At 57.6% G+C, this 22,387-nt stretch carries 17 protein-coding genes; 4 read left to right on the forward strand and 13 right to left on the reverse strand.

All coding sequences use genetic code 11. The features are described 5' to 3' along the window. Positions 1-558: 558 nt before the first annotated feature. The 4 genes from gyrA to GY33_RS0113080 all read right to left on the reverse strand — a co-directional run bounded on the left by gyrA (position 559) and on the right by GY33_RS0113080 (position 7,393). Complete coding sequence (gene gyrA, locus GY33_RS0113065) at positions 559-3,009, reverse strand: DNA gyrase subunit A (protein ID WP_031387756.1); 2,451 nt, start codon at positions 3,007-3,009, stop codon at positions 559-561. A gap of 76 nt (positions 3,010-3,085) precedes the next feature. Then, positions 3,086-5,464: a DNA topoisomerase (ATP-hydrolyzing) subunit B gene (gene gyrB / locus GY33_RS0113070; RefSeq protein ID WP_031387757.1), complete on the reverse strand. Its 2,379-nt coding sequence runs from the start codon at positions 5,462-5,464 to the stop codon at positions 3,086-3,088. Positions 5,465-5,525: 61 nt separating this feature from the next. After that, positions 5,526-6,683: a DNA polymerase III subunit beta gene (gene dnaN / locus GY33_RS0113075; protein WP_031387758.1), complete on the reverse strand. Its 1,158-nt coding sequence runs from the start codon at positions 6,681-6,683 to the stop codon at positions 5,526-5,528. Positions 6,684-6,937: 254 nt separating this feature from the next. Then, positions 6,938-7,393 (reverse strand): hypothetical protein, encoded by a 456-nt coding sequence (locus tag GY33_RS0113080; RefSeq protein WP_031387759.1) that lies wholly within the window; start codon positions 7,391-7,393, stop codon positions 6,938-6,940. Positions 7,394-7,492: 99 nt separating this feature from the next. Here GY33_RS0113080 and GY33_RS0113085 point away from each other — a divergent pair, with 99 nt between their 5' ends. Further along, positions 7,493-8,656, forward strand: a complete 1,164-nt coding sequence (locus GY33_RS0113085; protein WP_031387760.1) for a pyridoxal phosphate-dependent aminotransferase — start codon at positions 7,493-7,495, stop codon at positions 8,654-8,656. Positions 8,657-8,685: 29 nt separating this feature from the next. On the opposite strand, the gene GY33_RS0113090 is transcribed toward GY33_RS0113085, so the two are convergent. Beyond that, positions 8,686-9,972 carry an EAL and HDOD domain-containing protein gene (locus GY33_RS0113090; RefSeq protein WP_051822624.1) on the reverse strand — a complete coding sequence of 429 codons (1,287 nt, stop codon included), beginning with the start codon at positions 9,970-9,972 and terminating at the stop codon, positions 8,686-8,688. A 6-nt stretch (positions 9,973-9,978) separates the two neighbouring features. Next, entirely contained in the window at positions 9,979-10,701 is a 723-nt protein-coding gene (locus GY33_RS0113095) for a PilZ domain-containing protein (RefSeq protein WP_031387762.1), read from the reverse strand. Between the two features lie 312 nt (positions 10,702-11,013). On the opposite strand from GY33_RS0113095, the gene GY33_RS19280 reads away from it, so the two are divergent. From GY33_RS19280 to GY33_RS0113110, 3 genes are read left to right on the forward strand one after another with little or no spacing between them, the layout of a single operon-like run. After that, positions 11,014-12,870, forward strand: a complete 1,857-nt coding sequence (locus GY33_RS19280) for a P-loop NTPase family protein (protein WP_152555193.1) — start codon at positions 11,014-11,016, stop codon at positions 12,868-12,870. After that, positions 12,867-14,774 carry a GTPase gene (locus GY33_RS0113105; RefSeq protein WP_031387763.1) on the forward strand — a complete coding sequence of 636 codons (1,908 nt, stop codon included), beginning with the start codon at positions 12,867-12,869 and terminating at the stop codon, positions 14,772-14,774. The genes GY33_RS19280 and GY33_RS0113105 overlap by 4 nt, the downstream gene beginning before the upstream one ends. A 40-nt stretch (positions 14,775-14,814) precedes the next feature. Then, positions 14,815-16,083: a M48 family metallopeptidase gene (locus GY33_RS0113110; protein ID WP_031387764.1), complete on the forward strand. Its 1,269-nt coding sequence runs from the start codon at positions 14,815-14,817 to the stop codon at positions 16,081-16,083. Here GY33_RS0113110 and GY33_RS0113115 read toward each other — a convergent pair. The 7 genes from GY33_RS0113115 to GY33_RS0113145 form a co-directional block, all read right to left on the reverse strand. Beyond that, positions 16,059-17,189, reverse strand: coding sequence for a glycosyltransferase (locus GY33_RS0113115; protein ID WP_031387765.1), 1,131 nt, complete (start codon positions 17,187-17,189; stop codon positions 16,059-16,061). The two genes, GY33_RS0113110 and GY33_RS0113115, sit on opposite strands and share 25 nt — an antisense overlap. A 4-nt stretch (positions 17,190-17,193) precedes the next feature. Beyond that, entirely contained in the window at positions 17,194-18,864 is a 1,671-nt protein-coding gene (gene recJ / locus GY33_RS0113120; protein WP_031387766.1) for a single-stranded-DNA-specific exonuclease RecJ, read from the reverse strand. 89 nt (positions 18,865-18,953) lie between these two features. Then, complete coding sequence (locus GY33_RS0113125; RefSeq protein WP_051822625.1) at positions 18,954-19,832, reverse strand: HDOD domain-containing protein; 879 nt, start codon at positions 19,830-19,832, stop codon at positions 18,954-18,956. A gap of 74 nt (positions 19,833-19,906) precedes the next feature. Continuing rightward, on the reverse strand, positions 19,907-20,689 hold the full coding sequence (locus GY33_RS0113130; protein ID WP_235185526.1) for a tetratricopeptide repeat protein: 783 nt from the start codon (positions 20,687-20,689) through the stop codon (positions 19,907-19,909). Between the two features lie 11 nt (positions 20,690-20,700). Beyond that, positions 20,701-21,438, reverse strand: coding sequence for an orotidine-5'-phosphate decarboxylase (gene pyrF / locus GY33_RS0113135; RefSeq protein WP_031387769.1), 738 nt, complete (start codon positions 21,436-21,438; stop codon positions 20,701-20,703). A gap of 16 nt (positions 21,439-21,454) precedes the next feature. Next, the gene (gene gmk, locus GY33_RS0113140) at positions 21,455-22,081 is read right to left on the reverse strand and encodes a guanylate kinase (protein WP_031387770.1); all 627 of its coding nucleotides are present in this window, start codon (positions 22,079-22,081) and stop codon (positions 21,455-21,457) included. A gap of 2 nt (positions 22,082-22,083) precedes the next feature. After that, entirely contained in the window at positions 22,084-22,353 is a 270-nt protein-coding gene (locus GY33_RS0113145; protein WP_031387771.1) for a DUF370 domain-containing protein, read from the reverse strand. Between the last annotated feature and the right edge of the window lie 34 nt (positions 22,354-22,387).

Consider the following 22,387-nt stretch of genomic DNA (forward strand, 5'->3'; position numbering starts at 1 on the left):
CTGAACCTTCTGGTGGACTACCGGGAGCTCGCGGCCCGGCGGGAAAAATGGAAGCCCCGGGAACGGGAAATCACTTCCCAAGTCCTACGCCGCGACGCCCGCTTGGCTGCTTCAGCGGCCAAAGGGGCGATTTTTGGCAGATAAGCCGCATCGTTTGCGGCGTTTTCATAAAAAAAAGAAGCTCTCGCAGATGAAACCGCGAGAGCTTCTTTTTTTTCAACGTCGCATGGACGGCACGTAGCGCGTTATACTGCTTGAGGTTGAATATTTAAATTTGTTGGCGTTCCAAGAGGGCCATCGCTGTTTTTGGGCTCGCGTTGCATCATTTTATGCCGCCCTTTCAGGGCTATTATTGTTGGGGGGCGTTTTACCCAGGGCGTTGCCCTGGGCTACGGTAGTTCGCCCTTTCAGGGCTTGTCTGAAGCCCCAACGGGGCGACATATTATAGCCCAGGGCAACGCCCTGGGTAGATGAAGTTAAAACAAAAATAGCCCTGTAAGGGCGGCATAAAGGCGTCATCAGAAAATTTTTTTATTGTTTCACCCTAAACCAGTATAATCAGCTTTCATCCATTCCGTTGTCCAATAATTCCTTTTCATCCGCATCGACCCTATCGAAACCGACCACCGAGACATCCGGATCCATGCGCACCAGGGTCACGCCTTGGGCGTCGCGGCCCACGCGGCTGATTCCGGCCACGTTCATCCGGATAATCTTTCCGGCGCTGGTCAGGATCAACAGGTCGTCTTCCGCCTGGACCAGGACCGAACCGACCACGTTGCCGGTCTTGGGCGTCACGCGCATGTTGATGACCCCTTTTCCGCCTCTCGACTGACTGCGATAGTTCTCGATCAGGGTGCGCTTGCCGTAGCCGTTGGCCGAAACGGTCAACACTTCCTCACGCTGGTCGTCGTCCGTGACCACGCAGGACACCACCTGGTCGTCGTGGTTCAGGTCCATCCCCTTGACCCCGGCCGTAGCCCGACCAGTGGAGCGGATATCCGAACTGGAAAACCGGATGGACTTGCCGTGCTTGGTGATCAGGACCACCTCCGCGGAGGTGGAAATCTCCCGCACGGTGATCAGTTCGTCTTCCGGATGGAGATTGACCGCCTTCAGGCCGCTCTGGCGGCAGTTGACGTAGAGCTGGGCCTGGGAGCGCTTTACCACGCCCCTTTTGGTGGCGAACAGAAAGTCCTTGTCCGTGGCGAAATCCTTGATGGTCATGGCCGTAGCGATGAACTCGTCCTTGTCCAGGGGCAGCAGATTTGAGGCATGAACGCCCCGGGCCGTGCGCGAACCCTCGGGAATGTTGTAGGCCTTGATCTTGTACATCCGGCCCTTGTTGGTAAACAGCAGGATGAAGTTGTGGTTCGTGGTGGTGAACATCTGGGAAATAATGTCCTCGGAAATAGTGGAAGCCCCGTAGATGCCGCGGCCGCCGCGCTTTTGCTGCTGATAGGTGTCCATGGGCGTGCGCTTGATATAACCTCGTTGGGACAGGGTGATCACCACCTCCGTGTCGCCCACCAGATCTTCCATATTGATGCTGCCGGCGTCTTCCTCCACGATCACGGACCGCCGCGGCGTGGCGTATTGTTTCTTGATCTCCACCAACTCATCACGGATCACCTGGAGTAAAACCTCCACGTTCCGCAGAATACTCTGCAAATATTCGATTCGCTTGAGCAGTTCCTGGTACTCGGCCAAGAGCTTGTCCCGCTCCAGGTTGGTCAGGCGCTGCAAACGCATGTCCAGGATGGCCTGACTCTGAAGGTCCGTGAAGGCAAAGCGGGTGATCAGTTTCTGTTTGGCCTCCGCGGGCGTCTTGGAGGACTTGATCAGCTCGATAACCTCGTCGATGTTCTCCAGGGCGATCTTCAGCCCTTCCAAAATATGCGCCCGCTGTTCGGCCTTGTTCAGGTCGTAGCGGGTCCGGTTCAGGACCACTTCCTTGCGGTGTTCGATGAACAGTTCCAGAACGTCTTTCAACTTCAGAAGCTGGGGCCTGTTGTGGACCACCGCCAGGGTGTTGATGTGATACCATGATTCCAATGGCGTGAATTTGTACAGGGAATTGATCACCACTTCCGGGATGGCGTTTCTCTTCAGGTCCATGACGATCCGAATTCCGTTGCGATCGGACTCGTCCCGCAGGTCGCTGATCCCCTCCACCTTTTTTTCATGGACGATCTGGGCGATCTTCTCCACGAGGCTGGCCTTGTTCAGGGCATAGGGGATCTCGGTAATCACGATGGACTCGGCCTGTTTGGAGCGTTCCTCGATCTCCACCTTGCCCCGGACCTTGATGGAGCCCTTGCCGGTCTTGAAGGCGTCGATAATCCCGTGTCGGCCGTAAATGAACCCGCCGGTGGGAAAGTCCGGCCCCTTGATGCACTCCAGCAGGTCCGCCACCTCGGCTTCGGGCTTGCCGAGCAACAGCAGCAGGCCGTCGATCAACTCGCCGAGGTTGTGCGGCGGAATGTTAGTGGCCATGCCCACCGCGATCCCGGACGAACCGTTGAGCAGCAGATTGGGCACCTTGGTGGGCAGGATTTCCGGCTCCTGCAAGGTGTTGTCGTAGTTGGGCCGGAAGGGAACGGTTTCCTTGTCGATGTCCTGCAAGAATTCCGAGGTCAGCCTGGCCATGCGCACTTCCGTGTACCGCATGGCCGCCGGAGCGTCGCCGTCCAGGGACCCGAAGTTGCCCTGCCCGTCCACCAGGGGTTCGCGCATGGAAAAATCCTGGGCCATGCGGACCATGGCGTCGTACACCGCGCTGTCGCCGTGGGGGTGATACTTACCGATCACGTCACCGACGATGCGGGCCGATTTCTTGTACGCTCGGTTATAGGTGTTCCCCAGGTCGTGCATGGCGAACAGAATCCGCCGATGTACCGGCTTGAGCCCGTCCCGGACATCGGGAATGGCCCGGCCGATGATCACGCTCAGGGCGTACTCCAAATAGGAGCGCTGCATTTCCTCTTCGATAAATATGTTGTTCTTCACGATGGCTCCGAAAAATAATCGGCTGATCATGCGTCAGCCGTTCTGAACGAAAGGCCCGAAAAGGGCCGCGAAAAAATCAGATGTCCAGTTGGTCCACGAACAGGGCGTTTTTTTCGATGAAAATCCGGCGTTGCTCCACATTATCGCCCATCAGCCGTGAGAAAATCTGGTCCGCCTCGACGGCGTCCTCCACGTTGACCTGAAGCAGAGTTCGGGCCTCGGGGTTCATGGTCGTGGACCAGAGCTGCTCGGGATTCATTTCACCAAGACCTTTGTACCGCTGGATATTGTACATTTTTTGGGTCTCGGCCAGCAAAAAGGCGTACAAATCGTACAGGTCCATCTCCGCGACCTTGTCCTCGCCCTTGAATACCTTGAAAAACAGCGTCCCATGCTCCTCCACTATCTTGCTGATCTGGTCAAAGGATTTCACGTATCCCTTGGACTTGAAAAATTCGCCCTTGAGTTTGACGTAATAGCCGTTTTCATGGGTGAAACGCATGAAGGCGATGGTTTCGATCTCCGACGTTTCGTGGGTCACGTCCGCGAAATAGCCATGCAGCTTCATGTACTCCTGAAAGGCCGGCAGATTGATGTCCCGCAGATCTTCATCCAGGCGCATTCGGTAGGACACCAGACGGAAAAACAGGTCCGCGGTCAGGCCCAGATTACGCGCGTCCGCGGAAAAGGCCTGGATGCGTTTCACGGCCTTGAGCAAAGTCAGCAGTTTGCTGTTCTCGATGCGTTGGTCCCCCTCGCCCTGCAAGACGAACTGGTTCGCGGTCTTTTCCAGAAGAAACGTGTCCATTTCATCCGCGTCATGGATGTACTTCTCGAAATTGGCCTTGTGGATGCGAAACAACGGAGGCTGTCCGATGTAGACGTATCCCTGGTCGATCAGAGAGCGGAATTTGCGGAAAAAGAAAGTCAGCAGCAGGGTTCGGATGTGCGAGCCGTCCACGTCCGCGTCGGTCATGATGATCACCTTGTGGTAGCGCAGGCGGCTCAAATCTACATCTTCTTCCCCGGTGCCCACGCCCATGGCCGTGATCAGGGCCTGGATTTCCTTGTTGGACAGTATCTTGTCCATCCGCGTCTTCTCCACGTTCAAAATCTTGCCGCGCAGGGGCAAAATGGCCTGAAACTTGGGATTACGGCCCTGCTTGGCCGAACCGCCGGCGCTGTCGCCCTCGACGATGAACAGCTCGCTTTCCTCAGGATTCTTGGTCTGACAGTCAGCCAGCTTTCCAGGCAGGGAAAAACCAGCCAGAGGCCCCTTGCGCACCAGTTCCTTGGCCTTGCGCGCTGCCTCCCGAGCCCGGGCCGTGTCCACGATCTTCTCAATGATCGCCTTGGCGTCCTTAGGATTTTCCTCCAGATAACGGTTCAAGGTCTCGTAAACCGAGGAGGAGACGATTCCGGCGACCTCGCTGTTGCCCAGCTTGGTCTTGGTCTGGCCTTCGAACTGGGGATCCGGATGCTTCAGGCTGATCACCGCGGTCAGCCCCTCGCGCACGTCGTCTCCGGAGATCTTGACCTTGCTCTTTTTGGCCGCGTCCGAGTTCGTGGCGTAGTTGTTGATGGCCCTGGTCAGGGCGGACTTGAAGCCCGCCAAGTGTGAACCGCCTTCGTGGGTGCAGATGTTGTTCACGAAGGTGTGAACGTTTTCCTTGTAATTGGTGTTGTACTGCAGGGCGAATTCCGTGATCACGCCGCCGGCTTCGCTGGTTCCGGAAATGATCTGGCCGATGGTCTGCTCGCTGGCGTTGAGGTCCTCGATAAAGGAGACAATGCCCCCTTCGTGCTTGAAGGTATGGACCTCGTTGTTCTGATCATCGATGAATTCGATTTCGATCTTGCTGTTCAGGTAAGCCAGTTCATCGAACCGCTTCTTGAGCGTGTTCGGATTAAACTCAACGGTCTCGAAAATGTCCTCGTCCGGATGAAAGCGGATGATCGTCCCCGTGTTCTGGGACGTGCCTATTTCCTTCAGCTGCGTGACCGGAACCCCTCGTTCGTAGCGCTGAAAATACTTCTTGCCGTCGCGCTTGATGATCACTTCCAGGGACGAGGACAGGGCGTTGACCACGGACACGCCCACCCCGTGCAGGCCGCCGGAAACCTTGTATGTGTCCTTGTCGAACTTGCCGCCGGCATGCAGCACGGTCATGACCACTTCCACGGCCGGCTTTTTCTCTTTGGGATGGATGTCCACGGGAATGCCGCGACCGTCGTCGCTGACCGTGATGCTGTTGTCCAGATGGAGCTGGACCTGAATCTTGGAGCAATACCCGGCCATGGACTCGTCGATGCTGTTGTCCACTACTTCATAGACCAGATGGTGCAAACCCTGGGCACTGGTGCTGCCGATGTACATGGAAGGACGTTTCCGGACGGCGGAAAGGCCCTCAAGTACGGTTATATTACTAGCGGTATATTTATTCTCATGTTCCATTGCGGGAAAATCCTTGTGCTGATTACTTTTGTGACGTGCAGAGCATGATCAGGTCCGAGCTTTATTCTTCAGTATCCGTGTACACCACTTCGTCGGATATCTGCATGGGCATGATCAAGACCTTGTAATCCGGATCATTGACATCTTCAATAAAGCACGGTCCATCCGAGCTGGTGAAGTGAAAGTGGATTTGGTCCGACTCGAAGTGGGAGAGAATTTCAATCATATCCCGTGTTGGGAAGGCGATCTTCTTCAAATTGCCCTGAAACACGACATCCAGAAATTCCTTGGCTTCGCCCTTTTCCTCGGATTGGACGTCCATCTGCACCATGCCTTCGCTGAACTCGAAAAACGTGCACATGCTGTTTTCCGTATTGAAGATCAGAATCCGGTCCAGGGCGTCCACCAAACCACGACGATCCACGTCCATTCCGCTGGGATCCGGCGCGGCGTGTTTGGCCAGCAACTGGTTGTAGTCCGGATATTCGTACAAGGACAGAGGAAGACTGATGTTCTCCTTGTGATCCACGGAACGGCAATAAAAACGGTTGTTCTGGATGTTCAGTTCGATTTCCTTCAGGGGAATCATGCGCTTCAGTTCATGGAGATACTTCTTGCTGATCAAAATGCCCTGTTCCGGCAACAGGTTTTGCAGCCCTTCATGCTCCAGTTTGCACAAGGCCAATTGATGGCCGTTCAGACCGCAAAAATCGACTTTCTGGTCCTTGGACGCGTATTTCAGGAGCATGCAGTTGAAGGCCTGCAAAGTGTCGTCATCGCTGACGGAATAGGAGACCTTGTCGATGATCGTGGAGAGGGTCGCTCCGGACAGGGAGACGGCGTTTTCCTCGGGAAAGACGGAAAGAGGCTGAAACCAGTAGTTTTCATTGATGGGCAAGACATACTTGCGCTTGTTCTGCTTGACCACCAGGTTCTTGGCTTCTTCTTCCACCAGAAACTGCAACTCTCCGGGATGGAGTTTACGGATCAGGTCGTACAAATGGCGTCCGTTGACGCCCACTAGTCCGTCTTCCTTGACCTCTGGGGAGAAGACGCCGAAGAATTCGATGTTTGAATCCGTGGCCATGATCCGCAATTGGTCCTTTTCCACCTTGAGCCACGTTGATCGAAGGTACACCGCTCCGGTCTTCACGCTGGTGATCTGGGCAGCCTGTTGGAGGGCGGGGAGAATTTCTTCTCTCTGTATAAGAAATTTCATATGAATACTCCTCTTGTTATGAGCATTGTCACTTTGTTGATATTCGACATATTTACTTGATTTGTTTCATGAAAAAAATGTTGCCGCTCCAGTGCGGAGTAAAGTCTCCGATGTTCGTTGGGGAGGGGCGGCTCAGGGGAGAGGTGTGTTCTGTTCTTAAAAAACGAAGATATATACCATGCTTTTCCTATCTTTGTCATCATATTTAAATAATAAGATTTTTATGTCCATTTATCAGGCTTGGCGGGTGGTGTTCAAATAAAGTTGCGAACATCGAAAATCCGTCCTTCGCAATCCCATTGATCAGGGCCATGATCGCTTCGGCGCAGAGCGCATCCGGCGCACGCGTTCCGCCACGGCCAGAAGGTCAACACCGCGTATGCGCGGTTGAATCCGCCTTCGGGGAGATATCGGACGTCAAGCGAAACCATGGCCTGATCCAAAGCCTGAGTCCAGGGCGGCAACGGAGCGCACCCGTGTTCGTGAACCTGGGGAATATGAGCGACCAGCGTTTCCATGATCCGCCGGGCCATTTGTTGATGAAGGGCGAATGCCGCGCTGGGCGAAGAACGCCATGCTTGGTCCAGGATTTGTTCCAGATCCCGGTCGAACCATGTCAGGAAATATCCTTCTCCGGCAACATGAAACAGGTGCTGATGGTGATGGCTGGCAAAATCAGATTCTGAAAGGAGGGGCGACTGATGGGTCAAACTTTTCTTTCCGTTCGTCCTGGCATAGAGTTTGGGATTGCGGTCGCGGGCAAAATCCCGGACAGAAACCCGCGATCAAATCGCACTGGAGCGCACATCATGAGTCGACATCGCTGTACCGGCATGAAGCCGTTTTATGTAATGGAAGTACTTGAGAAATGTCAAAGCATCGCCTGCCAGGGATACGACGTGATCCACATGCAGATCGGCGAGCCGGACTTCGACACCCCGGAGTGCATCAAGCAGGCCGCCTGCAAGGCCTTGATGGACGGCCATACCCACTACACCCACAGCCAGGGGATCATCGAGCTGCGGGAGGCCATCTGGCGCCATTATACGACAACCTACGGCGTAGAGGTCCATCCGGAGCAGATCATCGTCACCGCCGGCACCTCGCCGGCCATGTTCCTGGTTTTTTCGGCCCTGTTGGCCATGGGCGAGGAGATCATCGTCTCGGACCCCCACTATGCCTGCTATCTGAATTTCGTGCGCTTCGTCGGCGGCGTGCCGGTGTGCGTGCCCACGTTGGAAGAGGACGGTTTCCAGTTCCGGCCCGAGGACGTGCGATCCAGGATTACACCCAAGACCCGCGGGCTGCTGATCAATTCCCCGTCCAATCCCGCCGGGACCCTGCTCTCCGCTGAACGGATGCAAACCCTGGCCCGGATCTGCGCCGAGTCGGAAGGGCACCCCTGGATTCTCTCCGATGAGATATATCACGGCCTGGTTTACGAGGGCCGGGAGCGCAGCATCCTCGAATTCACGGACCGGGCCTTCGTCTTCAACGGGTTTTCCAAGGCCTACGCCATGACCGGCTGGCGGCTGGGCTACGTCGTCGCCCCAAGGGAATTCATCCCCACCCTGCGCATCCTGCACCAGAACTTCTTCATTTCCGCCAACGCCATGGCCCAATGGGCCGGCATCGCGGCCCTGGAATCCGCCGGACCGGACGTGGCCCGGATGCGGGCCGTCTATGATCAGCGACGCAAGTTTCTGGTCCGTCGGCTGCGGGAACTCGGCCTGGGCGTTGCCGTGGAGCCCACCGGTGCCTTCTACGTCCTGGCCAATGCTCGGCATCTGGGAACGGATTCCTTGAAACTGGCTTTCGACATCCTGGACAAGGCTAAGATCGGCGTGGCCCCGGGCATCGACTTTGGCGCCAACACCGAGGGCTTTTTGCGCTTTTCCTACGCCAATTCACTGGAAAAACTGGAAGAAGGTATGTCGAGACTGGAGGGATATATTGAAAAGTGTGGCGTGTAATTTGGCATTATTATTGATTAAATTTTTACTTACTTCTCATCCTTCTCCTCATCTGCTTGCTGGGCAAAGAGCATTTTGTACGCCCAATCGGCTGCCTGCAGGTGATTCAGGGCTGTTTTTTGTTCATCCAGCCGGAAGTAGTCGATCATGGATTTCACGCTTGCCCAGTCTCCCCTTTCCACGGCAATGGTCATTTTGATCCACTGGCGCATGAAGTTTTCTTCTCCACACAATGCCGCGCTTATTTCTTTTTCCAACGGCAAATGGACGAGGATGTCTTCCATGGGGAGGTTGAGCATGGCGTCGAGGTTGGAGAAGAGTCCGAGCAGGAACATGGTGTCTGGTGGATTTTTGCGGTGATTCGTCTCCGCGGCGAGTATTTCAAGAAACCGCGCCCGGTGAACACTGCTGAAAAGCAGTTCCTGAATTTTTCCTTCAGAGCCAAGGTCGGCAAGCATGGACAGCATGGCCCATTGCTTAACGGCTCGGGAGCCCATCAAGGTTACGGCCTGGGCTATGGAACGAATATTATGCCTGAAGGAATAGAAGACGGAATTGATATGCTTTAACAACCGGAAACTCATCCCAGGATCTTGGCTGATGATTTTTGCCACCTCGGATACTTCGAAGTCTTTTGCGCTTAATTCATGGATAAGACGGATTCGGTTGACTGCGGCCGTTGGAATGCTTCTACCGGTGATGATTTCTGGCCGGGAAAAGAAAAAACCTTGAAAAAAAGAAAAACCCAGGGATGTGGCCAATTCCAACGTCGGCCTGTCTTCCACTTTTTCGGCCAGGAGTAAGCACTTGTACTTGTGTAGTTTCTGTCCAATTTTGATGATTTCCGTCCAAGGACGACCCAATAAATCAACTTTGATGATATCCGCCAATTTCAATAAGGGATCGTATCCAGGCTGTCCTACATAATCGTCCAGGGCAATGGTGTATCCATTGTCTTTGAGCGTACTCAAGGCTGCAATGATTTCCGGGGTCGGTTCCACGGTTTCGAGGACCTCGATGACGCAGTCTTCACGGGGCAAGGCGAGAGGGGCGTTTTTTAAAAGTAATCCTTTTGGGTAGTTGATAAATATTTTTCTACCTTTTGGGATTGATTCGGTCGCCATGGAAAAGCCCTCGGTAATCACCATAGCCGTGGCCTGCTCCGGGTCCGAAAAGCGAGCAACATTTTCCGTCCCGCCGGACCTGAATAAAAGTTCATGTCCCCAGACGTTTAGACGAGTATCGTAAACAGTCTGTCGTCCGATAAAAATCGGCAGGTATGTTGTTTTTTGTTGTGGCGACAGCGTTTGATTCATGGTCAATTATTCCTGTTTCAAGGCATAATACTCCTTGATGCTGGCGACATACTTATGAATTATAATGTATGATTCGCCGATGAGATCAAGAAATTCTAGCCCCAGGGTCAATTTTGAATCATTGTTACGCGCACTACGGACGAGGGATTTGGCATACGCTTCCTTGCCATTGTCGACGGTTTTGAAAACAAGGTAAATTTCCCGACTTTCGAATTGTTCCGGGGAAAAGATAGCACTTTCCTTGTTCAGAATGATTCGCGCACCTCCCAGGGACAGGTTGACGATCATGGCCTTATATTCATTTCCATCGAGCAGCACTTGGGCTGGAAGAAAGCATTCCACCCGGTCGTGGCGCCTGAGATGCAGCTTTTCGAAAACTTTCGGAAAGGTGAGAAAAAGAAGTGGATAAGGAGTGAGCAGAATTTTGGATATGGTTGTGGTGAATCCACACAGTTGAAAATCAACATTCATGCCCCGTAGGGTGACTTCACTATTGTCAGCCAATATTTTTCGATGGGCGGTCAGGTTCGGCAACCAAACCAGAAGAAATTCGCCCTGTTTGAAACCCACCAGTTCGCCCCACAACCGTTCGTTTGCATTATATATCTGAAGATGCAGTCGCTCACCAAGGCGCATCAAGAGATTCATGCCGTTTTCTTGAATGGGCTTCGATTTTATCGACTGGACCAGTTTTGTCTTGAGCGATTCAGGCAAATCATTTTCACTCATGTCGGTTGCTTCCTGAAATACTGCTGAAACAAAGGATCAATGAGGGCTTTCGTGATCTTTACCGTGTTATCATTGACAAAGAAATGTAAAATTATCAAGCTCTGATTTATAGGGTGCAACGAAGCCGAAGAGTTACCTGAGTTCAGATTTTTCGGCTCTTCCCTCCAGTTTTGACTGCTTCACGCATGTCGATATTATCCTTTGGACCCTGGTTTGGAAAAGCACGAACGGCTACCTTGTCGCAGTCGCCAATTTGTTTTGTGTCCTTTTATCTCTTTTGATTCCGATACCACGATGCAAGCCCGATAAACCATGCCCAAAACCGAATTCCCATCATTTACTCAGCAGCAACTCAACCGCCTTCTGGAATATGTACCCAGACTGCATCGGGCCTTGGGTCGAGATGATGCTGATCTGAGCGAACTGCCTGGGTGGTCCGAGTTGGTGGGCAGGCCGGGGCGGATTATTACCCATGAGGGCAGGATATGTCTGGTCTGCGTGCTCTTCGGGCCCAGCGGGGCCGGGAAGAGTACGATTTTTCGGCTGTTGACCGGCATTCCCGTGCCGGCCGGGGAAACCCGGCGGCCGATGACCTTCAACTGCGCCGCTGCCGTGCCGGAGCCGCTGCGGGGCGTCCTGGACCTGGATGAACTCTTTCCCGGCTTTCGGATGCATCCGTTGACGGAACTGGACGTACTGCGCGATGGACAGCGACCGGCGACGGATCTTTTTTTTCAGTTTTACCAGGATCAGGAACCAAAGCAGGTTGCGGAATCAGCCTGGCTGATTCTGGTGGACGTGCCGGATTTCAACACAGTGGAACAGGCCAACAGGACCCGGGCCGAGGCCATGCTTGGGCGGGCGGAAACCGTGATCTTCACGGTCTATCCAGAGGCGTACAAGGACGCCGCGGTGATGGAGCAGCTTCGGGCCGCGGCCGGGCGGGCCGGGCATCTCGTCTATCTGATCACCAAGCTGTCCGCTCCGAAGGAGGCGGAAGCGGCCCGGATAATCTGGGAGGACGTGCTCCAGCACGTCCGCGACGCTCCAGAGTTTCAGACCCCGCGCGGAGACGGGCGGCGGATCGGCGAATTTCTGGAACAGGCGAACGTCTATTATGCTCCGCGCGACGTTTCACCGCGCATGAAAGACATCCGTCCGTTGAACCCGGATGCGCCGGATTTCTGGTCCCTGATCAAGGGCCGGGACGCCGTGGAGGTGTACTGGTCCAATCTGCTGGAGGTTTTGGACCAGGGGCTGAGCGCGGCCCAGGGGCTGGCTCGGGAAGCCGCGGCGACTCGGGAGGAGCTGCGTCGGCGTCTGGAGACCTCGGATCAGCGGATCATCGAGGTCAGCGAACGGATCGCCGGGTCCCAGTTTCCAGCCGGGGAACTGGTGGAACTGATCATCGACGTGGTCAAGGAAAGTCGCCCGGGGTGGCTGCGGATGATCACCCTCCCCGTGTCCCAGGCCGCGGGCATGCTGCTGTCCGTGCGCTCCTTGTTCAAAAGATTTCGCAAGACCGAGCGCCGTGCGGTGCTCCGGGATCGCCGGCAACTGGAACGGCGGCGATTGGAAGAAGCCGTGGACGTGCTTCTGGAGACCTGGCGACGGGATTTTTCCACGGAGGCGGACCTGTTCTCCGCCCGGAGGTGCCGGGAAGCGGCCCGGCATTTTCAGGAACAAGAGCCGCCGCCGGTGCGCGACGATTGGAAAGAGGCGCTCCGGGCCGACGTCCGGGATTGGTCGAAGCAGCACCCCTGGTACGGCTCCCTGGTGGGGACGTTGTCCGAGATGCTGGTGTTGCTGGGCGGCGCGGCCCTGGTCCTGGATCTGGCCGTGTCCGGCGGCATATTCGGGGCGGTAGGTCAGCTCGGCGTGGCCGGGGCCGCTGGGGCCGGAAGCCTGGGCGTGGGAACGGTGTTGAAAATGTTCGAGGAACTCAAGCTCAAGGACATCCTGGAAAAGGCCGACGCCAAATGGCGGGCCCAGCGCCGGGACGAACTGGAAGCGCATCTGCGCGAGCATCTCGCGAAGCCGCTTTTCGCGCACGGTTGGCAAGAGCGGATTAGCGCCCTGGATGAGGCCGATCCCGAAGCCTTTCTGGCCGCGGTGGAGGCGATCCGGGCGCGCTGGCCAATATGCCGAGATGCAGGAGGTCGCCCATGATCGCGCCACAATTGTTTTCCCGACGGATCGTCGCCAGGATTCGGGAGGTGATCCGGGAAGCCCGGACGTTCGACCGCCTGTCCCCGGCCCAGACCATGGCCCTGCGCCTGGAGCGGGCCGGGAACGTCTTGGACGACGAAGCAGTCGGGTCCGGCGGTTTCGAAGGATACCTGGACCGTCCGGTATGCATCGTGCTGCTGGGCGGGACCGGGGTGGGCAAGTCCGAACTGTTCAACGCCCTGTTGGGCAAGCCCGGCCTCAGTCCGACCTCGGCTACTGTTCGCCCCAAGACCACCCGCGCCCATGTCGCGGCCGCCCCGGCGGACAAACAGCATCTCACGTTTCTCGACGAAGCGGACGTGGTGACTGCGGATCATCGCTTGTCCGGAACGGCCCTGATCGACGCTCCGGACGTGGACAGCACGGAATCCATCCATCTGGAGCGAACCCGGCTATTGGTGGAACGGGCGGACATCGTGGTCTACGTCGGCAGTCCGGACAAGCGGGCCAACTTCAGGGTCCAGGAAGAGGTCCGGCGTTGGGCGGCCCGTAAGCGGTGGTTTTTCGTGCTGAACAAGCTGGACCAGATTCCGGAAGAAGACCGGGAGGCCGTGTGCGCGGATTTTCTGGGCCGGGTGCGGGAAGCGGGCTTTGACGTGGACCAGGACGGTTTTTTCGCGGTCAGCGCGGTCGCGGCGCAAAATGGATCAACTGGATTGAATGAACGGTTGGAGCGATTGCGCGCCGCCCTGTTCGCCCACAGGGCCAGGGAACAGGTCCGGGCCTTGCGCGTGGAGGACGCATTCAACCAGATCCGCCATGCTGTTTCCGGATCGGCGCGCACAGACCTGGAGACGCTGCATCAAACCCTGCTGACCCATGAGCGGGAATTGGACCAGCGGGTGCGCACGGTCTTTTTGCGAGCCCTGTCCACGCCCCAAAGCCGGGACATGCTGCGCCGGATCATTCGGGAACAGGCCTGGCGGGCCGCGCCGGGCCGCGTGGGCGGCTTTCTGGCCCTGCCGGTCTGGGTGCGCGGGCGACTGGCCTTTTCCGGTCTGGCCTATCACCTGGCCAGAATGTCCGCGGGCGGGCCGTCCCTGACCAGGATGCTCCGGGCCGGGTGGCATGCGGCCAAGGCCGCCTGGCAGGGGATTTTGCCCGTACGGACCATCCTGCAAGGGTTTTCAGCTGAAGAAGAACGCCGGTTGACCGAGATCGTCCAGGATGCTCGAAGAACCTTGCAGGACCTCGGATTGGACCGGCTGGACGGCGCGAAACCATCAGCTTTTGAGCCGCCGGCTTCAACGCCTGAAGCGGAGCAAACGCTTTGGGCGACCCGGCTTCTGCATCAAAGCCTAAACGTGCTGCGCTCCCAAGGCGTGCTGCCCCGAAGGTCGGAACATTCCGAGCAGGATCAGCGCACCCGGGAACTCTTTCAAGAGCGTCTGGAACAGGCCGTTCTTGCCAGCGCCGGTCAACTGGCGGCCCGGCGCCTGGGCCTCGCGCACACCCTGGCGGGCAATCTCCTGCCGGTGTTGGTCTTTGGTCATGCCGCCCTGCGCTTGGTTTCCGGCTGGCTGGCCGGGGACTGGCTGCCCTTTGATTTCTATCTGACCGCCGTAGCGGTGTTTCTGATCAGCCTTTTTCCGGGATACCTGCTCGTTTCCGTCTCCCTGACCCGCTCCGGCGATCTGCTGCCCCCGCCGGAACAACTGGTCCAGGCCCTGGACGCTCCGGCGGAAACCGAATCCCTGCGCCGGGTGCGCCAGGATGTCGGGGAGTTGCTGGATCGGGTTCGGGATATGGAAGACGCGTTGCGGGTAAGCACGGAAGTGCTGCAACAGGAATTGGATCCGGCGCGTTTTGGGGCTGTCGTTCACGAAGCGAAAAACGGCAAATAATTATTTCTAACCGCAACTCCTGCTGTAAGTTAGAGAAAATATGCAAACCCTGATTCTCATCGTTGTTGTGGCCGCCCTGGTCGCCAAGGTCATTACCGAAGCCTGGCTGATTCTTTTGAACATGCGTGAAGTGAGACGGCGGCGGGATGCGCCGCCAAAGGCCTTGCGCGAGGTGATGGACGAGGCGACGTATCGGAAGTCCGTGGAATACACCCTGGCCAAAAGCCGGTTCGGGCTGTTCGGGGAGGCGTATGGAGCGGTGGTCCTGGCGGTGGTGCTTTTTTCCGGGCTGTTGCCGTGGGCGTACGATCTGTTCGGCGGCGGGCCGTCGGCTTCGATCTGGAGGGAAGGGTCGTATCTGGTTGCCGTGATGATCCTGTTGTCCCTGCCCGGTTTGCCTTTGGACCATCATGCCCAGTTTCGGCTGGAAGAACGGTTTGGATTCAACAACAGCACCTTGCGGCTGTGGGTCACGGACAAGATCAAGGGAGTGATTCTGGGTGTGATCATCGCCCTTCCCCTGCTGGCCGCAATCCTGTTCCTGATCGACTGGATCGGACCATGGTGGTGGGTTTGGGCCTTCGTGGTCTTTTTCATCTTTCAACTGGTGATGATGATCCTCTACCCCATGCTGATCCTGCCCTGGTTCAACACGCTGACTCCGCTGCCGGAGGGCGAACTGCGGCAGCGGCTGATGGCCTTGGCGGATCGGACCGGGTTCAAGGCCAAGACCATCCAGGTCATGGACGGCAGCAAGCGGTCCGGCCATTCCAACGCCTTTTTCACCGGGTTCGGGCGGTTCCGACGGATCGTGCTCTTCGACACCCTGATCGAGCAGCTGTCGGAGGAGGAGCTGGAAGCCGTGCTGGCCCATGAAATCGGCCACTCCAAGCTCGGCCATATCCCGAAAATGCTGACCCTGTCCGCCGGTTTCGGGCTGGCCTCTTTCGCGTTGCTGGCCTGGCTGCTGCAAAGCCCGACGTTCATCGAGGCCTTTGGATTCCGTTTCGCGGATAGCGGCCCGGGCCCGGCCTTTCTGCTCTTCGCCCTGCTGGCCGGTCTGTTCACGTTCTGGCTTTCACCGCTGATGAATCGCCTTTCCCGCAAACATGAATATCAGGCGGATCGCTTCGCCCGGAAAAACGGCCCGGGCGCCGGCCCGATGATCAGCGCCCTGCGCAAGCTCAGCGAAAAAAATCTCTCCAACCTGACCCCCCACCCCCGGTACAGCGCCTTTCACTACTCCCATCCCACGTTGCTGGAACGCGAGGAGGCCCTGTCCGGTCAAGATCGCGGTAAGTCGGCGTAGAGCCGTAGGTGGCGGCGGCCCATGTGGTCCATTTGGAACAGGCGGATAAACCGGTCTCGGCCCGCCTGGGCGAGCTGCCTGCCCAGGCGGGGGTTTCCCAGGATGTCCAGAACCGAGGCGGCCAGGCGGACCACGTCGCCCGGAGGCGACAGCAGTCCGCTTTGTTCATGGACGATCTGTTCGGGAATGCCGCCGCTGGCAAAGGCCGCGCAGGGCAGGCCCCGGGACATGGCTTCAAGGATGATCAGGGGATGGTTGTCCGCCAGGCTGGGATAGATCAGCACGTCCGAGGCGTCCATGCAGCGCAGGAGACGTTCCCGGTCCAGATAGGGCAGCTCAATGAAGTCCCCGCCGTGACGGTGGATCGCATTTCCGCCCACTGCCACTGCCACGGCCCGAGGTTCGCCCTGTTTGACGCGCTTCCAGAGCCGCTCCCAGAGATGCCCGCCCTTGTACATGGCCTGCTTGCCCCCATGGGCCACGAAAAGCACGACCTTTCCCGCGGCGTCGATGCCCAGTTCCCGTTTGACGTCCCGTTTATACTCGGATGATTTGATCGCGGGACCGAGGCTCTCCGGCACGGCGTTGGGGATGGTGTGGATTCGGGCCTGGGGATGGATCTCCCGGACCATGCGGCTCAGCCAGGCGGAGGGGGAGATCAGCAGCGGACGAAGCATTTCCAGCAGTCGGAACACGACCTGATGGTGAAGGGCGGGATTGGGCAGTTTTTGAGGACAGGCCTCCCGGCAACCGGTTTTCCAAAGTCCGCAGTCCAGGGGATAGGCGCAGCCCCCGGTGAACAAGCGACAGTCGTGGAGGGTCAGGACCAGCCGGTGCGAAGTGGCGGCGAATCCGTCAAGACAGGTCGGCCAGTCGGCTGAACCGTGGAGGTGAATAGTGGTTGTGTTGTTCGCGAGGTTATCTGGGGTGCGGACATGTTCGGCCACGGCAATGGGTGGAAGGCGTTGTCCGGGGGAGGCGTCGTCCTGGATCTCGTAGGTGTGGGAACCGGTGACGTCGTGCCGGGAAAGCCAAGCCATGAGGTTGTGGGCCACCTGGGCCGTGCCGCCCTGGGATTGCAAGGTCGTATGGTGATGAACGTGCATGACGTCATCCCTGAAGCGCCCAGTCCCGCAAGGCCAGCTCGATGCTGGTCACGCCGTTGAATTCGTTGAATTTCGGGGTGTAGGCCAGAAGCATGGGTTTTCCGGTAACGCTTCGGGGCAGGTTTGCGGCCTGGTTCCAGGCCTTGGCCCGCATGGTCACCTCGGCTTTGTCGTCGCGCAGATCCAGGAAGACATGGTCCGCGCCCACTGGTTTGCGGTTGCGCACGGTCACCGAGGGGGAGAGGAACAGCGGTTTTGGGTTGTCCGCGCCGAAGGGGGCCAGGAGTTCCAGCTCCTTGAGCAGGTCATAGTCGATTTCCCCGAAACTCAGCGGCGCGTCGAGGATCAGGGTGGGGGTGGGTGGGATATTATCCAGGGCCTGGGACACCGCGGCATTGAAGGCTTCCTGAAAGGCCGCGAGGTCGTCCCTGTGCAGTCGTAACCCGGCGGCTTGGCTGTGGCCGCCGAACCCTTCGAGCAGGTGCTGGCAGGCCACGAGCCCCTCGTAGAGCGAAAACTGTGGGATGCTCCGCCCTGACCCCTTGAGGTGCCCGGATTCGTGGTCCGTGAGGATGATGGCCGGTCGGTAATGGGTTTCCGCGACCTTGGAGGCAATGATTCCGATGACGCCCTCGTGCCAGTGTGGGGCGTGCAGCACCAGCCCGAAGCGGCCTTTCTGCTCCAGGGCCAGGCGCAGGGCTTCTTCCTGAATTTCCTTGCCAATACCCCGTCGGTGGGTGTTGTAGCCGTCCAGTTCCTTGGCCAGTTCTCTGGCCTCGGTCATGTCCCGGGCCAGCAACAGGCGCAGGGCGGTTTCAGCGTGGCCCAGCCGACCGGCGGCATTGATCCGGGGGGCTAGGCCAAATCCCACCCGGTCCTCGTCCAGCACCGCGCCCGGTTTGTATCCGCAGACTTCCTTCAGGGCCATGATGCCCGGACGTTTTCCCTCCTTGAGCATGGTCAGACCGTTCTTGGCCAGAATCCGGTTCTGCCCGGTCAGTTCCACGATGTCCGCCACCGTGCCCAGGGCGACCAGATCCAGGAATTGACGCATGTCCAGGGGTTCGCCGGGGAGCATCCGGTTGAGCACCGCGGCCAGGAGAAAGGCCACGCCCACCCCGGCCAGATTGGGGCAGGGACAGTCGCCGATCTTGGGGTTCATGATCGCGTCCGCGGCCGGAAGGTCGGGGCCGGGCAGATGGTGGTCGGATATCACCACGGTCATGCCCAGTTCCTTTGCCCTGGTCACTTCCGGGAGGTGGCTGATGCCGCAATCCACGGTGATCAGCAGGCCGATCCCCCGCCGGGCCAGGTCCTCGATGCCGGCATTGTTCAGCCCGTAACCCTCGGTCTGGCGATGGGGGATGTGGTGATCCGCTTCGACGCCTCGGGCCTTGAAAAAAAGCAGCAGGAGCGCGGTGCTGGTGATGCCGTCAACGTCGTAGTCGCCCCAGACGGCAGGCTTCCTGCCCTGGGCGACGGCTTTGGCGATGACTTCCCCGGTGGCGTTCAGGCCGCACCACTGTTCCGGTTGGGCCAGATGCCGCAGTCCGGGAGACAAGAACAAATCCATTTCCTCGGCAGTGCGCACGCCGCGGCTCCAGAGCAGATTCACCAGAAGCGGAGAAATATCCAGGTCGCCGGCCAGATTCCGGACGAGATGCCGTTCTGGCAAAGCGGAGCGGAACCTCCACGTTTTGTCGGGGAAGGTGGGGAGAGTGTGCATGATGACTAAGGGACGGGTGTTGCCAAAAAAAATAGGCTTTATGCGGCGATTCCCAGGCCTTGCAGGAACAGGTCGGTCCTGCCCGAGGCCTGCATTTCGGGAATCAAATTATGTTCGAGGTCTTCAGGAAGCTGGAGGTCGCGAAGGTCCTTGGCGGGAAGATTTGTTTCGAGCCAGTCCCGTCCATGCTGATCTAGCTGATGAAGCACCAGAACGTCCGCCAGCCGGATCATCCTGGCCTGCACACCGAAGTCCTTGGCCAGTTCAGGGGCATGATGCCAGTTGATGGGTTCGGTCAGGGAAGCGGGCAAAAACCAGGACTTCAGGGTCATCGCGCCGATCAGGGCATGATCCAGCCCCCAATAGGCGTCTTCGGCCATGAACAGCGGAACATTCTTTGTTGAACGAAGCTCGAGGATGGCTTTCCAGTCGTCGCGGCGGTAGAGGGCGGTGATCATCTTGCCCAGGTCATGGAGCAGGCCGATGGTGAACAGTTCCTCGCGATCCGCGTCTGGAGCGTGTTCCGCCATGATTTTGGCGGCATGGGCCACGTTCACTTGATGTCGCCAATGGTTCGAAACGTCAAACAGGTCCGTATCCAGGCGCTGTTCCAGGGAGCGGATGTTCAAGAGCAGAACCAGTTTACGGACTTCCTGAAGCCCCAGGATCATCACGGCCCGATGCACGGAACCGACTTGGGACTGCAATCCGTAATAGGCCGAATTGGCCATGGTCAGAATGCGGACGGTCAGTCCCTGGTCTTTCTCGATGACTTTGGCGATGTCCACCAACGAGGAACTGGATTTATCGCTGGTCATCGAAAACAGCGTCTGGAACAGTTGTGGGGAAACCGGAAGGTCCTTTTGGATTTCCGGTAGTTGGTTCAAAAAATCCTGCCCTCTGGTATGAAAGGCCACCGAAACTCCCTTGAGGTTAGGTCCCGAAGCATGACGTGATCGATGGAACAAATCACGAGATTGCGTTTTGTGGGTTAGCTCTGAGCCAAGCCTTTGCTTTTCAGGAAGTCGATAAATTTATTTGCCTCCGGCATTTCTGGGTTGATCTCCAGGGCTTTGGTCAGCATTTCGACGGTTTTCGGAAAGTCCTTGCGGTCAAACTGGACTCGGGCGATGTTGTAGTAAAGGTTCTCGTCGTTCTCCGAAAGCTCCAGGGCCCGGGCATAGTAATCCAGGGCTTGGTCGATCATTTTGCTTTTCCGCAGGTTGATCCCGAATTCATTAAACAAATGCTTGTGCTCCGACTCATAAGCCGCTTCCAGCTTTACCAGCCGCTCGAAAATATCCTGAGCCTTGTCCGTGGCCCCGCGCTCCAGATAGGTCAATCCCAGTCCAAAATTGGCGCGAACGTTTTCTTCGTCGACCCTGACGGCATTGCCGTACTCCATTTCCGCGCTGAACGTCTCACCGCGCTTTCGGTGTCGATCCCCTCGGGCGATGGTCTTCTCCAACTCCCGCATTTTGGGCATGACCGTGACGGTGTAGAACTCCGGCTCCGGCGAAAATTTGTCCAGAAATTCATCCTTGGACAAAACCTGTTTCGGACCGGAGGGTACATAGTTTATGTTCAGCGGCTGGACTTCAATGTTTCCGTCATCCAGTTCCTGGGCGAAAAAATAACTTTTCTGGATGCTTTTGCGCATCGTCGTGCCGGTACCGATCTTGGTAAGCACCTGGGACGAAAAAACGCCTTTAATCCGCTCTTTTGTTTGCTGGGCGTGTTCCTTCGGCGGAGTTGTCATGGAATGATCGGCCATGGATGTCTCCTTTAGATAGTCGCTGCCATGGATTGCAAAATGGACTCCGCGGCTCGAACCGGATCTCTCGCCTTGGTGATGGGGCGACCCACCACCAGGTAGTCGCTGCCGACGGCCACGGCTTCAGCCGGAGTGAGGGTCCGGGATTGATCGTCCTTCCCGATATTGGCTTGTTGGTCGGACGGCATGCGGATTCCCGGTGTGACGCAGATACAGGCCGCGTCGGTGATGGACTTGATCCTGGCCGTTTCCTGGGCGGAACAGACCACGCCGTCCACGCCCCATCGGCATCCGTGTTCAGCCAGCGCAAGGGCCAACTCTCCCGGATCGGGCGCGGTCTTGTCGCTTGATTTCGCCATCCAGGAAACATCTTCCCGGTTCAGGCTGGTGAGCATGGTCACCCCGACCACCAAGGGAGGAGACGTAGTCGGAGGAGTCCCCTGGCGGACTCCCTCCAATGCTGCCTGGACCATCCGTCGTCCGCCGGACAAGTGGATGGTGAGCATGTTCACGCCCAGGCTCGATGCGACCCGGGACGCGGATTGGACCGTGTTCGGGATGTCCAAAAATTTCAGATCGAGAAAAACCTGGCAGTCCCTGGATCGCACGGCTTCCACGACTCGGGGGCCGACCGCGGAGAACAGTTCCAGGCCGACCTTGAACCAGCGCGTGTGTCCATGCAGCCGGTCGACGAGATGCAGGGCCGAATTCAGGTCCGGCGTATCCAGGGCGACGATCAGTTCGGGCATCGGCTTCCTCGGTTGGTCAGCTGGCCAGGACCTGCTCCACGAGTCCAAGGTTGCAGGACTTGCGAAGACCTTCGGCCTGATACACGCCACGCAGGTCCCGATAGGCCGATTCCAGGTCGTCGTTCACAATCCAGTAGTCGAAAAATTCAGCCTGTTCCAGTTCCCGGCGAGCGTTAGCCAGGCGTTTGGTTAGGGATTCCTCGGTTTCGGTACCCCTGCCACGTAGTCGTTGTTCCAAAACCCGCATTGAGGGGGGAAAGAGAAAGACGAACGCGCCTTGGTCGAAAGCTTGGCGCAACTGACGGGAGCCTTGGACGTCGATGTCGAAGAGCACGTCCCGGCCCTGGTCAAGCATCGTCTGGACCACCGGCCTGGAGGTTCCGTAGAAATTGCCGTGGACTTCCGCCCATTCGGCCAGTTCTCCCGCATCCCGGAGACGGATGAACGTCTCAGCGTCGACGAAATGATACTCCCGGCCGTTTTCCTCACCGGTCCTGGGGGCGCGGGTCGTGTAGGATACCGAAAAGGCCAGGTCGGGGAATTCGGCGCGTAATCGGTTGATCAGCGTGCTTTTGCCCGTACCAGAGGGGGCGCTGATCACAAACAGGATGCCCTGTCGGGATCTTCCTGGTTTCGCGGCCATGCCTATTTGTCCTCGTCCGGACCGTCGTCGCGGACGGTGTAGCGCTGTCCGATGGTTTCGGCCTGAATGGCGGAGAGAATGACGTGATTGGAGTCCGTGACGATGATGGAACGTGTTTTGCGGCCTTGCGTGGCGTCGATCAACCGCTTGTCCGCCTTGGCCTCTTCACGCAGTCGGCGCATGGGGGAGGAGGTTGGGCTGACGATGGAGATGATTCTGGAACTGACGACGAAATTGCCGTACCCGATGTTCAGCAGGCTTGTTTTGGACATGGAACTCTTCCTCCTCGGCTGAAAGTTGATGGAG

Source organism: Desulfonatronum thiodismutans (assembly GCF_000717475.1).
In the GTDB taxonomy this organism is placed as follows: domain Bacteria; phylum Desulfobacterota; class Desulfovibrionia; order Desulfovibrionales; family Desulfonatronaceae; genus Desulfonatronum; species Desulfonatronum thiodismutans.

Coding starts and splice junctions, on each gene's coding strand:
- gyrB (WP_031387757.1), bottom strand. CDS start 5,464: ATGGAACATGAGAATAAATATACCGCTAGTAATATAACCGTACTTGAG.
- dnaN (WP_031387758.1), bottom strand. CDS start 6,683: ATGAAATTTCTTATACAGAGAGAAGAAATTCTCCCCGCCCTCCAACAG.
- GY33_RS0113085 (WP_031387760.1), top strand. CDS start 7,493: ATGAGTCGACATCGCTGTACCGGCATGAAGCCGTTTTATGTAATGGAA.
- GY33_RS0113090 (WP_051822624.1), bottom strand. CDS start 9,972: ATGAATCAAACGCTGTCGCCACAACAAAAAACAACATACCTGCCGATT.
- GY33_RS0113095 (WP_031387762.1), bottom strand. CDS start 10,701: ATGAGTGAAAATGATTTGCCTGAATCGCTCAAGACAAAACTGGTCCAG.
- GY33_RS19280 (WP_152555193.1), top strand. CDS start 11,014: ATGCCCAAAACCGAATTCCCATCATTTACTCAGCAGCAACTCAACCGC.
- GY33_RS0113105 (WP_031387763.1), top strand. CDS start 12,867: ATGATCGCGCCACAATTGTTTTCCCGACGGATCGTCGCCAGGATTCGG.
- GY33_RS0113110 (WP_031387764.1), top strand. CDS start 14,815: ATGCAAACCCTGATTCTCATCGTTGTTGTGGCCGCCCTGGTCGCCAAG.
- GY33_RS0113115 (WP_031387765.1), bottom strand. CDS start 17,189: ATGCACGTTCATCACCATACGACCTTGCAATCCCAGGGCGGCACGGCC.
- GY33_RS0113130 (WP_235185526.1), bottom strand. CDS start 20,689: ATGGCCGATCATTCCATGACAACTCCGCCGAAGGAACACGCCCAGCAA.
- pyrF (WP_031387769.1), bottom strand. CDS start 21,438: ATGCCCGAACTGATCGTCGCCCTGGATACGCCGGACCTGAATTCGGCC.
- gmk (WP_031387770.1), bottom strand. CDS start 22,081: ATGGCCGCGAAACCAGGAAGATCCCGACAGGGCATCCTGTTTGTGATC.
- GY33_RS0113145 (WP_031387771.1), bottom strand. CDS start 22,353: ATGTCCAAAACAAGCCTGCTGAACATCGGGTACGGCAATTTCGTCGTC.